The 13,404-nt window shown below is 71.9% G+C and carries 10 protein-coding genes; 5 read left to right on the plus strand and 5 right to left on the minus strand.

The annotated features are described in order from the left end of the window. Window positions 1-54 precede the first annotated feature (54 nt). Together map and HNR15_RS05180 are read left to right on the plus strand one after the other, a co-directional pair. Entirely contained in the window at window positions 55-822 is a 768-nt protein-coding gene (map, locus tag HNR15_RS05175; protein WP_179479698.1) for a type I methionyl aminopeptidase, read from the plus strand. Between the two features lie 9 nt (window positions 823-831). Then, entirely contained in the window at window positions 832-1,260 is a 429-nt protein-coding gene (locus HNR15_RS05180) for an alpha/beta fold hydrolase (protein WP_179479700.1), read from the plus strand. A 119-nt stretch (window positions 1,261-1,379) separates the two neighbouring features. On the opposite strand, the gene HNR15_RS05185 is transcribed toward HNR15_RS05180, so the two are convergent. From HNR15_RS05185 to HNR15_RS05200, 4 genes are read right to left on the minus strand one after another with little or no spacing between them, the layout of a single operon-like run. Then, on the minus strand, window positions 1,380-3,050 hold the full coding sequence (locus tag HNR15_RS05185) for a peptide-N4-asparagine amidase (protein ID WP_218883559.1): 1,671 nt from the start codon (window positions 3,048-3,050) through the stop codon (window positions 1,380-1,382). 32 nt (window positions 3,051-3,082) lie between these two features. Next, entirely contained in the window at window positions 3,083-3,664 is a 582-nt protein-coding gene (locus tag HNR15_RS05190; RefSeq protein WP_343048428.1) for a GNAT family N-acetyltransferase, read from the minus strand. Then, complete coding sequence (locus HNR15_RS05195) at window positions 3,661-6,516, minus strand: helix-turn-helix transcriptional regulator (RefSeq protein WP_179479701.1); 2,856 nt, start codon at window positions 6,514-6,516, stop codon at window positions 3,661-3,663. The genes HNR15_RS05190 and HNR15_RS05195 overlap by 4 nt, the downstream gene beginning before the upstream one ends. 20 nt (window positions 6,517-6,536) lie before the next feature. Continuing rightward, the gene (locus HNR15_RS05200) at window positions 6,537-6,719 is read right to left on the minus strand and encodes a hypothetical protein (RefSeq protein WP_179479702.1); all 183 of its coding nucleotides are present in this window, start codon (window positions 6,717-6,719) and stop codon (window positions 6,537-6,539) included. A gap of 183 nt (window positions 6,720-6,902) precedes the next feature. Here HNR15_RS05200 and smc point away from each other — a divergent pair, with 183 nt between their 5' ends. Then, window positions 6,903-10,517 (plus strand): chromosome segregation protein SMC, encoded by a 3,615-nt coding sequence (gene smc, locus HNR15_RS05205; protein ID WP_179479703.1) that lies wholly within the window; start codon window positions 6,903-6,905, stop codon window positions 10,515-10,517. Window positions 10,518-10,535: 18 nt separating this feature from the next. Here the strand turns inward: smc and HNR15_RS05210 are convergent, their stop codons facing one another. Continuing rightward, window positions 10,536-11,759: a serine hydrolase domain-containing protein gene (locus HNR15_RS05210; protein WP_179479704.1), complete on the minus strand. Its 1,224-nt coding sequence runs from the start codon at window positions 11,757-11,759 to the stop codon at window positions 10,536-10,538. A gap of 114 nt (window positions 11,760-11,873) precedes the next feature. Here HNR15_RS05210 and HNR15_RS05215 point away from each other — a divergent pair, with 114 nt between their 5' ends. Continuing rightward, window positions 11,874-12,092: a hypothetical protein gene (locus HNR15_RS05215; RefSeq protein WP_179479705.1), complete on the plus strand. Its 219-nt coding sequence runs from the start codon at window positions 11,874-11,876 to the stop codon at window positions 12,090-12,092. A 62-nt stretch (window positions 12,093-12,154) separates the two neighbouring features. Then, window positions 12,155-13,396, plus strand: a complete 1,242-nt coding sequence (ftsY, locus tag HNR15_RS05220; protein WP_179479706.1) for a signal recognition particle-docking protein FtsY — start codon at window positions 12,155-12,157, stop codon at window positions 13,394-13,396. Window positions 13,397-13,404 lie beyond the last annotated feature (8 nt).

The following is a 13,404-nucleotide window of genomic DNA, read 5'->3' on the forward strand; positions in this document are numbered from 1 at the left end:
CGGGCGGCGTCGCCGTTTTCGGTGGGCCGGGGGACGCGGCATACGGTGGACGACGTGATCGAATTGAAGTCGTCCGCCGAGATCGACCAGATGCGCCCTGCCGGGAAGCTGGTGGCCGCCGTGCTGACCGCGTTGAAGGACGCGGCCGACGTGGGGGTCAACCTGCTCGACCTCGATGCGTTGGCACACCGGATGATCCGCGAGGCCGGCGCGGAGTCGTGCTACATCGACTATCACCCGAGCTTCGGCGCGATGCCGTTCGGCAAGGTGTTGTGCACCAGCGTGAACGACGCTGTCCTGCACGGACTTCCGCATGACTACGCGCTGCGTGACGGCGACCTGCTGTCGGTGGACTTCGCGGCGTCGTTGAACGGGTGGGTCTCCGACGCCGCGCTGTCGGTCGTCGTCGGCACGCCGCGCGAGCAGGACCTGGCGCTCATCGACTGCACCGAGCGCGCGCTGACCGCCGGCATCGCCGCCGCGCGGAGCGGCAACAAGCTCGGAGACGTGGGCGCGGCGATCGCGCAGGTCGCGCACGACGGCGGCTTCAGCGTCAACACCCAGTTCGGCGGACACGGGGTCGGCCGCACCATGCACGGCGAGCCGCACGTCCCGAACGACGGGCGCGCGGGTCGCGGCCTGAAACTGCAGCCGGGACTGGTCATCGCGATCGAGCCGTGGTTCATGCACACGACCGATGAGATCTTCACCGACCCCGACGGATGGACGCTGCGCAGCGCGGACGGCTCACGTGGCGCGCACAGCGAGCACACCATCGCCGTCACCTCGGGCGACCCGGTCGTCCTGACCGCCCGCGACTGAGCTGCCCCGTTGCAGGACCTGGCCGTCGAATGCGATGACGGCGTCACCCTGCACGTCGGCGTCGTGGGCGACGGGCCCGATGTGCTGCTCCTCTCCGGTGGGCCGGGGTGCGTCAGCTACCTCGAGGACGACGCACTCGCCCCGCGAGGAATGCGGTCCTGGTTCGCGGAGCCTCGCGGCGTCGGACGCTCCGGGGGAGGCCCGCACGACCTCGCGCAGGCCGTCCGCGACCTGGAGAGCCTGCGGCGTGCGGCCGGGGTGGCGGACTGGGTGGTGGTCGGCCACTCCTTCGGGTCGGATCTGGCGGTGCGATACGCGTTGGATCACCCGGACCGGGTGCGAGCAGTCGTCGGCATCGCCGGCCACGGGCTGCACCGGGACCGCAGCTGGTCGGCAACTTCTGGAAGACCCATCCCGACCTGTGGGCGGATGTCGTGACCGACGCGTGTGCGTCAGCCTGGGCCACCCCTCGCTGAGATCCGGCTTCGCGAGGGTCCCGTTGCCCGCAGACCCTCCCAAAGCCGGATCTCACCGAGTGGTGCGACCGTGGAGAGGGCTCAGACGCCCAGGTGCCGGTCCGAGGTCACCCGCCCGTGGTTGGTGGTGATGACGTGCCAGTACGGGCGACCGGTGGCGCCCGTGCCGATGTACGAGGTGGTCGAGTGTCCGTCGGACTCGCTGGTGACCCCCTTCGATCTGGCCAGCACGCCGTACGACGAGACGCGCCAGTCGTAGGCGAGCCCGGTGGCGTGCCTACCGTCGGTGGCGAACCGGGCCACGTCCTGCGCCATCGTCACCGTCCCGGTGAGTGAGAAGTTCTGGTCGTCGGTGTAGTCGGCGGCCGAGAAGTCCACGGTGATCGGGTAGGACTCGCGCAGGAAGAGGCTGCGCACGGTCCGGGCGCCCACGCGGGACACCGACCGCGTCGTCATCAGGTCCTGCTGGCGGATGGACTGCACCGCTCCGGAGTCACTGACGGCGCCCGCGTTGCTCCAGGTGCGCCCGGTCGACACGGTGGTGACCACGCGGCCCGCCGAGGTGTCGATGTAACCGGTGACCGAGTCGGCGCGGCGGGCGGTCTGGGAGTAGTGCACCGCGCCCTGCCGGGCGGGGTCGACCGTGGTGTCCGTGGTCGCGGCGGCCGCGACGTTCGCCGAGGTGAGGCTCCCCGAGGTGCGCGCGCGGTGATGGTCGGTGTAGAGGAAGAGCGCGGCCGTGACGTTCCACGTGTCGCCGATCGGGGAGATGGCGAACGTCAGGGTGTGCGACTTCCCGTCGACCAGCCGACCCGCGAAGGGCGTGAGGTCCAGTGACTCGGCCCGCAGATCCAACGTGTCGATCGCGAGGACCGGACGCCACAGGGTGGGCACGATCCCGCCGGAGTAGATGTGCGGGTAGGTCCCCACCGCACCGGCGCGGGTGCCGTCGACCGCCACCGTCGCCTCCCGGAAGGAGCCGGCCGCACACAGGCCCGCGTCGGGGTAGTCGGCGGCGACGGCGTCCGGGACCGCGGTGAACCACTGCTCGTCGCAGCCGTTGCCCTTGAGCGTGACGTCGAGGCGTGCGCCGGTGATGTTGCGGGGCAGCCCGCTGACCGTGGTACTCGTGGTGTGGCTCGCCGGGTTCAGGTCCTGCACGGGCACCCCGACCACCTTGTCCGGCACGCTCGGCGCGGGGTGCCGGGAGTCGGCCAGGTAGTAGGTGATGTGGACCGTCTGGTCGTAGACGCCGGTATAGGTCGAGTCCGTGTAGTTGACGTACCCGCCGGTGAACGGCTGCGGCGTACGCAGCAGGGCGGAGAAGTCGGTGATGTCCTTGGAGAAGGAGAACGTCGTGGGGGTGGGGCCGCCCGGCTCCTGGGTGGTCCCGAACCACACGGTCACGCCGCCGATCGTGAGGGTGCCGCTGCGGTCGTACTGCCGTCCGCTGACGGAGGTCGTGGAGTCCAGCACGACCTTGGACCATGCCTTGCCGGCACACGCCGCCGGGGGAGCCAGCGTGCCGGAGTAGTTCTGCGCGGATCCGCTCGCGGCATTGGACGGGAAGTGCGAGGCGAGGGTCGCCGTGCAGTGCCCGGTGGCCGGTCGGCTGATGGGCGGCGCGGCACTCACCGGATTGTCGGCGCCGTTCTCGATGTATCCCGCCGCCGATGCGCTCTGCGCACCGATCAGGCACGACGCAAGCAGGCTGAGCACGACGGTGAGCAGGATGGACAGACGACGACGCACGGCGGCTCCCTCAGACGGTGGTACGACCGAGCCTAGGACGGAGTGCGGGCAATTCGCGGGCCTGACGCCTGCGAGATGACGCTGTAGACGTACATGTCCTTGCGTTCGTCGCCCACCTGTTGCCAGCTGCGCAGCAGGCCCTCGCGCGCGTATCCGCAGGCTTCGGCAGCGCGCCACGACCCCTCGTTCCACGGCTCGACATACAACTCCAGGCGCGCGACGGCGTCCAGGCCCATGGCCCAGTTCGTCAGGCATCGCAGGGCCGCTCGGGCATATCCACGGCGGCGGAACTGCGGAGCGATCCAGTAGCCGGTCGAGGCACGTCCGGTGCTGACGGTGCTGGTCCAGAGCCCGATCTGGCCGACCGCGTCGTCCGTGTCGTGATCGGCGACGGCGAAGGAGTAACCGGCCCCCTGCGCGAGCCGGTCGTGCTGGCGGTCGAGGTATGCCGCGACGTCCCGGTCGGTGCCGCTGGCCGGGACCGTCGTGATCAGGGGAATCAGCGGGTCGTCCGCCACGGATGCGATGAGCGGCGCGTCGCGAAGCTCGAAGGCCCGCAGTGTCACCGGAGGGTGAGCGAGGCGCGGGATCGCCGACGGCAGAACGGTGCTCACGGCGTGGTGGCATCGGTCGGGGCCGCAGCGGGCAGGAGGCCCTGGGCGCTGGCGGCCATCGCCGCCTCGGTGCGGTTCGTGACGCCGAGCTTGGCCACGATGTTGGAGACGTGCACGCTCGCGGTCTTGACGCTGATGAAGAGCTCGCGCGCGATCTGGCCGTTGGTCCGCCCTTGGGCCACGAGTTGGAGCACTTCGCGTTCCCGAGCGGTCAGGGTCGGGTGAGACTCCACCGGAGCGGCGACAGTGCGGACGCCGAGGTCGTGCATCGCGCGTTGGGCATCCGACGCCACCACCCGCGCCTCCTTCGCCGCGCCGGTCTCACTCGAAGCCCCGAGTGCCCGGGCCAGGTGCGTGCGCGCCCGCGCCGCCTCGAGCGGGATCTCCAGCTTGTCGAACTGCCGTACGTCGGTGCGCAGCACCGTGATCAGCTCGGCCGGCGGCTCTCCGGTGCCGCCCCAGGCGAACCGCGCGACTCCGGCCTGCACCCGGGTCACCCACGCCACGGACTCCGGCCCGAGGTCGTCCAGTGCCCTCGACCGTGCGGCGACCTCGTCGGTCGCGTCGGCGAGCCGAGCGACGTCGGCTGCGTACTCCTGGTCGGCCGCGGTTGCGAGGTGTCCGATCGCGATGCCGGACAGGCGGATCCGCGCATCGATCAGTGGCGCGTTCCAGGTGGCGCGGAAGATCTCGTTCACCTCGTCGAGGGACCGCAGCATCTCGTCGGGCCTGGCTAACGCGCCCAGCACGTCGATCAGCGCCGAGCCCGCGTGCACGGCCAGGAAGACGTCCTTGGACCACTGCGGCCGCAGCTCCAGGGCGATCTGCAGTGCACGCTCGTGCTCGCCGCGGGCCATCGCCAGCGTGGCGGCCACAGCGCGGAGCTGGTAGGTCGCGTACGGCGCTTTGCGCAGCTGTGGTGCGGCCAGCAGCTGTTCGGCACGCGCCCAGTCCCCGGTCTGCACGGCCCAGTAGGCGGACGCGACCCGCGCGTCCATCCCGAACAGAGCCAGTTCGTGGCGGGTCTCGATCGAGCGCTGCAGGGCGACCTCGAACGCCTGCTGTGCCTTCCGGTGCCGGCCTTGACGGGTGTACACCCGCGCGACCTGGTGCAGCGCTCGTACCTCCGGGTCGGGTTCCGCCGCGCGTCGGGCGGATTCGGCAACGTCCTGCAGTTGCCCGAGGGCGGCGGCGCTCTCGCCGTGCAGGTCGACGATGCGCGCGCTCGTGGTGTCCACGTCGAGCAGGACCGCAGGCAGCTCCAGCTCCTGCGCGAGGCGGCGCGCCGCCGTGAGCTCGACCAGGGCGGTGTCGAAGTCGTCGATGAAGAAGCACCACCGACCGAGCAGCGCGTGCAGTTGGGCGGCACGCGCGGTCGGACCCTCCGGCTCCAGCAGGCGGATGGCGTGGCGCAACTCGACCGTGGGGTCCAGCGGGTCCCCGGTGGGGATCGCGGCCGACACCAGACCGATGACCAGGTCTGCGTAGTCGTGCGCCGCGAGGCCGGGAACGGCGAGTGCCTCGCGCGCCGTCTGCGCGGCCCGGTACGGGTCGCCCGCCGCGAGGAGAGCCGTCGAGGTGCGCGCGGCGATCTGCGTGAGGGGTACCGGGGGAGCGACGTCCGGGTGGCGGGCGAAGATCGACAGAGCGTCCTCGTAGAGCCGGGCGGCGTCCGCCGGGCCGACGGCGCGCATGGCCTCATCGCCCGCCCGGACCGCCGCAGCCGCTGCGACGTCGAGCTGCCCGGCGGCCTGTGCGTGATGGGCCAGGTCGGCTGCCGCACCGAGTTCGCTCGATGAGCTCAGCGCTTCGACGTACGCCGCGTGCCACCGGACGCGCTCACCGGGCAGCAGGTCGTCATAGACCGCCTCGGCGAGCAACGCGTGCCGGAAGGTGTAGCTGTCGGTGCCGCGGGCCTCCAGCAGGTTGTGGTCGACCAGGGCCGCCAGCGCCTCCTCCAGGGCGGTCTGGGACAGCGGTACGACGGTCGCCAGGCGCGCGTGGGTGACCGACCGCCCCGCGGCGGACACCGCGCGTACGACGGTCCGCGCGTCGTCGGACAGGGCGTCGACGCGGACGAGCAGCAGATCGGCCAGATCCTCCGGCACGCCCGTGCAGTTCGCGCGATCGACCGCGAGCAGCTCCTCGACGAAGAACGGGTTGCCGCCGGAGCGCTCCAGCACCATGTCGACCTGCTCGGTCGTGATGGCCGGCCGCAGGCCGGTCGCGAGATGGTGGATGTCGTCGTCCCGCAGTGGTTCCAGGATCATTCGCTCGACGCCCGGCAGACGACCCCACTCGCCGAGGATCCGGCGCAACGGATGCCGCCGGTGCAGGTCGTCGGCGCGGTAGGACGCGACGAACCGCACGGGACCCTCGAACTGGCGGGTGAACAGGACGGTCAGCAGATCGCGGGTGGACCGGTCGGCCCAGTGCAGGTCCTCCACCATCACCGTGATCGGTCCTTGCGCCGCGAGGGTCTCCAGGGAGGCGTGCACCGCGTCGTACAGGACGCCGGGCCCGGCGTCGGCCTGACCGGCGTCCGCGGCGTCGTACCCCGGCAGCAACGATCCGAGCAGCGGCCGCCGGGCGACGAGCTCGTCCACCAGGTCCGGTGCGGCCTGGTGGAGCCGGCCCCACATCTCCGACCAGGGCAGGTAGGGCGCGCTGCTCTCGCCGAGGTCGAGGCAGTGACCGATCAGGACCCGGTCGGTGGTCGCGGCGGCCAGTTCGCGCAGCAGCCGGGTCTTGCCGACCCCCGCATCGCCGCCGAGCAGCGTGATGCCGGGTGCCGCGAGCAACTCGCGCAACTCACGGTCCCGGCCCACGAACGGTCCGACGACGACGGGCATGCCGCCATTGTGCTGCGTACTCACGCGTGCCGGGCGGACCCTCGCACGACCGGCTCGGTGTGGGAGTCCAGCAGGCTGAGCAACGCGTGGAACCCGCGCTTCCAGCCTTCGGAGGTACGCCGTGCGGCGGCGTACTCCTGCGTGAGGCGCTCGCGGTGCTGCTGGTCGATGGTGTGGGCGACGTCGGCGGTGATGGGGTACATGGCGATTCCTGACGGTTGGCGGTGACTGACAACCTCGAGACTGCTCATCTGAGGTAGTGCGCCACATCGGGCGATTGCCCTATCTCCTGCGCCGAATGTCTTAGACCCGTCGGTAGAGTCGGCGGCACGGTTTCGCCCGCCCTGTCCGGCCCAGCCCCGCAATGTCCAGGAGTCCTCCACCCCGTGTTCGTCAAGAGCCTCACCCTGAAGGGCTTCAAGTCCTTCGCCTCGGCGACCTCGATGCGCCTGGAGCCCGGGATCACCTGCATCGTCGGGCCCAACGGCTCCGGCAAGTCCAACGTCGTCGACGCGCTCGCGTGGGTGATGGGCGAGCAGGGCGCGAAGACCCTGCGCGGCGGGAAGATGGAGGACGTCATCTTCGCCGGTACGCCGGGGCGTCCCGCGCTCGGTCGCGCGGAGGTCACCCTCACCATCGACAACACCGACGGCGCCCTGCCGATCGACTACACCGAGGTGACGATCAGCCGCACCATGTTCCGCAGCGGCGGGTCGGAGTACGCGATCAACGGCACCAACTGTCGGCTGCTGGACGTGCAGGAGCTGCTGTCCGACTCCGGCATCGGCCGGGAGATGCATGTCATCGTGGGCCAGGGTCAGCTCGACGCCGTGCTGCGTGCGACGCCGGAGGAGCGCCGCGGCTTCATCGAGGAGGCCGCCGGCGTCCTGAAGCACCGCAAGCGCAAGGAACGCGCGTTGCGCAAGCTGGAGACGATGGAAGCCAACCTGCACCGGGTCGGCGACCTCACCACCGAGATCCGGCGCCAGCTCGGACCGCTCGGCCGGCAGGCCGAGACCGCCCGCAAGGCCGCCACCATCCAGGCCGACGTACGCGACGCCCGGCTGCGGCTGCTGGCCGACGACCTGGTGCAGCTGACGAGCGCCCTGGAGCAGGACATCGCCGACGAGGAGGCCATGCTCGCCCGTCAGCGGCGGGCCCAGGCCGCTCTCGACGGCGGAGAGGCCCGACTGGCGCAGGTCGAGGAGCAGGCCCGCGCAGCGGCGCCCGCGCTCACGACCGCGCAGGAGCAGTGGTTCGGCCTGTCGTCGCTGGCCGAGCGCATCCGGGCGACGGAGACGCTCGCGGCGCAACGGGTCCGGCTCCTGGCCGAGGCCGAGGAGCACGAGCAGGGCAGCACCGGGCGCGACCCGGAGCAGCTGCGCGCCCAGGCCGCCAAGGAGCGCGCCCGACACGAGGATCTGCTGGCGCAGGTGAGCGCGGCCGACGAGGCGCTCGCAGCCGCCGTCGCGCGCCGGGAGGCCGCCGAGGGCGCCCACCAGGACGAGCAGCAACGCGTCGCCCGGCTGCTGCGTGCCGCCGCGGACCGCCGTGAAGGCCTGGCCAAACTCGAGGGTCAGGTGGCTGCCCGGCGCAGCCGCATCGAGGCGGCGCAGGCGGAGATCGGCCGGCTGGAGGCCGGCGCCGAGGAGATCGAACTGCGCGCGACGCGGGCCGAGCGCGAGTTCGCCGCGCTGGAGTCCGGACTCGCCGAGGACGAAGAGGGCGAGCAGGGTCTGGACGCACAGCACGAGCGTGCCGAGGCGGAGCTCGCGCAGGCGCAGGCGGCGCTGGACGAGGCGACCCAGGACGAGCGGACCGCCGAGCAGGAGCGCTCCGGGCTGCACTCGCGACTGGAGGCGCTCGAGCTCGGGCTGCGGCGCGGTGACGGTGCCGCGCATCTGCTCTCGTGGGGTGAGCAGCACGGTGTCCGCGGGTCCGTCGCGTCCCTGGTCCAGGTCGAATCAGGGCGCGAGGTCGCTGTCGCCGCGGCGCTGGGCTGGGCTGCCGACGCCGTGGTCGTGGCCGACCACGAGGAGGCGGCCGCCGCGCTGCAGGAGTTGCGCGAGGCGGACGCCGGCCGCGCAGGGATCCTCGTGGCGCATTCGACCAACGACCGCTGGCGGATGGGGGAGAGCGGGCCCGACACCTCGTGGGCGTGCGACGTCGTCTCCGCACCGGACGAGCTGCGCCCGGTCGTCGATCAGCTGCTCGCAGGGGTGCTGCTGGTGGAGGACCCCGCAGCGGCCGCCGCCATGGTGGCCCGTGACTCCAAGGTCATCGCCGTCACCCGCGACGGCGACGTGTTCGCCGCCGATTTCGTGCGCGGCGGCTCGGCGGCCGCGCCCAGCACCCTGGAGATCCAGGCCGCGGTCGATGACACGAAGGAGCGGATGTCGCAGGCCGCGTCTCGCGGGGAGCGTGCACGCTTCGCCGCACAGGAGGCCCGCGCCCAGGTCGAGCAGCTCCGCGAGCAGGTCGACGCGGCCCTGGAGCGGCTGGGGGAGTCCGACGCCCGGATGGCCGCCGTGGCCGAGCAGCTGGGGCAGCTCGGCCAGACGCTGCGCTCGGCACGCAGCGAGCGCGAGCGTGGCGAGCGGTCGCTGGCCGCTGCACGGGAGTCGTTGGGCAGCAACGAGACCGAGCTGCAGGAGTTGCAGGAGCGGCTCGAGGCGGCGCACGCGGATCCGGGCGCGGAAGAGCCGGACGCCGACGACCAGCCCCGGCTCGCGGCCGAGGCGGCCGCCGCCCGGTCGGCGGAGACGGAGCACCGCCTCACGCTGCGCAGCCGGCAGGAGCAGGCCCGCGCGCTGGAGGGCCGGGCCGACGCCCTGGAGGCCACCGCACGCTCGGAGGTCGAAGCGCGCCGCAAGGCGCAGGAACGCCGCGAACGCCGCCGCCACGAGGCGTTGGTCGCCGCACAGGTGCGCGACGACGCCGGGCATCTGGCGCAGCGCACCGTCGAGGCGTTGGCCGTTGCCCAGGTGCGGCGCGACGAGGCACAGCAGCGACGTACGACGCTCGAGGAGGCCGTGCGCGCGGCACGCGAGGTGGTGACGGCAGCCGCCCAGGAGGTGCGCGAGCTGACCGACTCGGTGCACCGTGACGAGCTGGCCCGTGCCGAGCAGCGGCTCAAGGTGGAAGCCATGCAGACGCGCGCGGTCGAGGAGCACGGCATCGCCCCCGAGGCGCTCGTCGAGGAGTTCGGCCCGCACCTGCTGATCCCGCACGTGCCCGGTCCGGACGACGCACCCGACGACGCGCCCGAGCCCGTCGCGTTCGTGCGCGAGCACCAGGAGAAGCGGCTGCGGTCGGCGGAGCGCAAGCTGGCCCAGCTCGGCCGGGTCAACCCGCTGGCGCTGGAGGAGTTCGCGGCGCTGGAGGAGCGGCACACCTTCCTGACCACCCAGCTGGACGACCTCACCCGGTCCAAGAAGGACCTGCTCGACATCGTCCGCGAGGTCGACGAGCGCGTGGAGCGGGTCTTCGCCGAGGCGTTCGCCGATACGGCACGCGAGTTCGAGGGCGTCTTCGACCGGCTCTTCCCCGGCGGTGAAGGGCGCCTGACGCTGACCGAACCGGGCGACATGCTCACCACGGGCATCGAGGTCGAGGCCCGTCCGCCCGGCAAGAAGATCAAGCGGTTGTCGCTGCTCTCCGGTGGCGAGCGGTCGCTGGTGGCGGTGGCGCTGCTGGTGTCGATCTTCAAGGCGCGGCCGAGCCCGTTCTACATCATGGACGAGGTCGAGGCCGCTCTGGACGACGCCAACCTGGGGCGCCTGATCACCCTCTTCCAGGAGCTGCGCGACTCCAGCCAGCTCATTGTGATCACCCACCAGAAGCGCACCATGGAGGTCGCCGACGCGCTGTACGGCGTGTCGATGCGCGGCGACGGCATCACCACCGTCGTCTCGCAACGGCTGCGGGACGTCGCGCCGGAGGCGATGGGCGCTCCGGCCCCCGCGCGGAAGACGGAAGAGGAGCTCACGCCCGCGCGCTGACGCGCGCTTGCGCCGGGATCAGTCGACGAGCGCGGCGTACACCAGCTGGCGCAGCTCGGTGCGCAGCGGATAGCCGTTCGAGGGCATCTGCTGGGTCATGAAGACGGTGGTGAGGTCCTCGGCGGGGTCGACCCAGAAGACCGTCGACGCCATGCCGCCCCAGCCGTATTCGCCCGGCGACGTCGGGTAACCGGCTGCCGTCGGGTCCAGCATCACGCTGAAGCCCAGGCCGAAACCCACTCCGTTGAACGGCGTCTCGGCGTAGAGCGGGATGCCGAAGGAACCCAGGTCGGCGCCGCCCGGTAGGTGGTTGGTGGCCATGAAGTCGACCGTCCGGTTGCCGAGGAGGCGCACGCCGTCCAGCTCACCGCGCCCGAGCAGCATCCGGGCGAAGCGGGTGTAGTCGTCCATGGACGAGACCAGCCCGCCGCCGCCGGACAGGTAGGTCGGCGGTTTCAGCGCCGCGGCCCCGAGCGCGTCCAGCGGCGTCGGGGCGCTGCCGCCGGCCCCGTGGTACAGCGTCGCGAGCCGGTCGGCGTCCACCGCGTGGAACGCGGTCTCGTCCATCGCGAGCGGCTCGAAGATCTCGGTGCGGAAGAACTCGTCCAGTGATGTCCCGGACACGACCTCGACCACCCGCCCCAGCACGTCGGTGGCGACCGAGTAGTTCCAGCTGGTGCCGGGGTCGAAGCGCAGCGGGAACGCGCCCATCGCATCGGTGGCCTCGGCCAGGTCCATGCCGGCGGGCACGCCGATCTCGAAACCGGCCGTGCGCATCACCTCATCGGTCGGGTGCACCCGCAGGAAGCCGTATGTCAGCCCTGCCGTGTGGGTGAGCAGATGGCGCACCCGCATCGGACCGGCGGCGGGCCGGGTGACTGCGGCAGCAGCCTGGCCGCCGACGTAGACCCGCTGATCGGCGTATGCCGGGAGGTAGGCGGCGACCGGGTCGTCCAGGCGCAGCAGGCCCCGCTCGACCAGCATCATCGCCGCCACGGAGGTGACCGGCTTGGTCATCGAGTAGATCCGGTAGAGCGTGTCGGCCGTGGTGGGCGAGCTGCTCGCGATGTCGCGCATCCCGCCGTACGCCGAGTAGGCGACCTCCCCGTGTCGCACGACCTGCACGTGGTAACAGGGCAGATGGCCCCGGTCGACGTACCCCTGCAGGTGCTCGTCGAGACGGCTGAGGCGGCTCGCGTCGAAGCCGGCGGCGGCGGACCTGTAGTGATCTTGGACACCCATGGGGCACATCGTGGCACCCGCCCTCGCGGGAAACCGCCGCGGGCGGCTCTGCGCACAGTGACCGCGCGTGTCGGTAATAGGGAACTCACAGCCGCAACCCGCAGAATAGAGGGCATGTTGTGGCTCGTGGGTGCCCTGTTGCTCTGTCTCGTCCTCGCCGGCGTCGTCGTCGGCCTCGTTGCCGTCCCCGCCCGCCGTGAAGGTCGCCAGGTGCTGACCGAACGAGGCGAGCAGATGCTCACCTCCGTCACCGACCGCGGGCGTGACAAACGGGCGAAGGGCGACGACGTCGAGCAGGGCAGCGAGGCGTCGGGAGCGCATAGCGCCTCCTGAGACCGACCCGCCCCGACGGGCGGTGGTCTCGAGCACCCTGTCGCGTTTGCGAGGATGGGGCGGTGGACAGTCTCTGGGAGATCCTCACCGTCATCACCGTCGTCGTGCTGGGCGGGCTCGGCCTGCTCGTCGCCTTCGTGCGGGGCAGCGCGTCGCGCCGCCGTACGGCGGCTCCGCCCGCGCCGCCGCGCGAGGAGAAGGTGCGCGGCGCCAACACCTACCAGGCGGGCAGCACCGCCAGGATCGACACCAGCAAGACCGCTGAACCGCCCGCACCACCGACCACCCCGCGGCCCACGCCCGAACCCGAACCGGTCGTCGTTGCGCCCCCGGTCGAGCCCGAACCGGCCGCTCCCGCCGAGGTCGCGATCGAGCGCCCCGAGTCGGCGCGCAACCGGATGGGCCGCCTGCGCTCGCGCCTCGCGGCCTCCAACAACGCGATGGGCAAGGGCCTGCTCGGCCTGCTGGCCGGCGGTCAGCTCGACGAAGCGGTCTGGGAAGAGGTCGAGGACACCCTGCTCGGCGCCGATCTCGGGGTCGAGGCCACCACGGAGCTCGTGGACGCGCTCAAGAGACGGGTGCAGGTCGAGGGCAGTGCGACCCCCGAACAGCTCGAGGGCTGGCTGCATGAGGAGCTGCTGAAACTCGTCGATCCGACGATGGACCGGCGGATCGCGGCCACCCGGGTGGGCGACCGGCCGGCGTGCGTGATGGTCGTGGGCGTCAACGGCACCGGCAAGACCACATCCGTGGGCAAGCTCGCGCGGGTGCTCGTCGCCGAGGACAAGGACGTCGTCCTGGGTGCCGCCGACACCTTCCGTGCGGCGGCCGCGGACCAGCTGCAGACCTGGGGCGAGCGGGTCGGCGTGCCCACCGTGCGCTCGGACCGTGAGGGGGCCGACCCCGCCGCCGTGGCCTTCGACGCGGTCAAGGACGCCGCGGACGTCGAGGCGGACGTGGTGATCATCGACACCGCCGGGCGGCTGCACAACAAGGTCGGCCTGATGGACGAGCTGTCGAAGGTCAAGCGCGTCATCGAGAAGCAGAGCGCGATCGACGAGTGTCTGCTGGTGCTCGACGCCACGACCGGGCAGAACGGTCTGCGACAGGCCGAGGTCTTCGCCCAGGCGGTCGACATCACCGGCGTCGTCCTCACCAAGCTCGACGGCACCGCCAAGGGCGGCATCGTCGTGCTGATCCAGCGTCAGCTGGGCGTGCCGGTCAAGCTGGTCGGACTCGGGGAAGGGCCGGACGACCTGGCGCCGTTCGACCCGGTGGCATTTGTGGACGCCATCCTCGACTGACGCGCTCT

Origin of the sequence: Allobranchiibius huperziae (genome assembly GCF_013410455.1) — a bacterium.
GTDB classification, from domain to species: Bacteria; Actinomycetota; Actinomycetes; order Actinomycetales; family Dermatophilaceae; genus Allobranchiibius; species Allobranchiibius huperziae.

Excerpts from the sequence above, each read along its gene's own strand:
- HNR15_RS05195 (WP_179479701.1), bottom strand. The coding sequence starts at position 6,516 with ATGCCCGTCGTCGTCGGACCGTTCGTGGGCCGGGACCGTGAGTTGCGC.
- HNR15_RS05200 (WP_179479702.1), bottom strand. The coding sequence starts at position 6,719 with ATGTACCCCATCACCGCCGACGTCGCCCACACCATCGACCAGCAGCAC.
- HNR15_RS05210 (WP_179479704.1), bottom strand. The coding sequence starts at position 11,759 with ATGGGTGTCCAAGATCACTACAGGTCCGCCGCCGCCGGCTTCGACGCG.
- HNR15_RS05215 (WP_179479705.1), top strand. The coding sequence starts at position 11,874 with ATGTTGTGGCTCGTGGGTGCCCTGTTGCTCTGTCTCGTCCTCGCCGGC.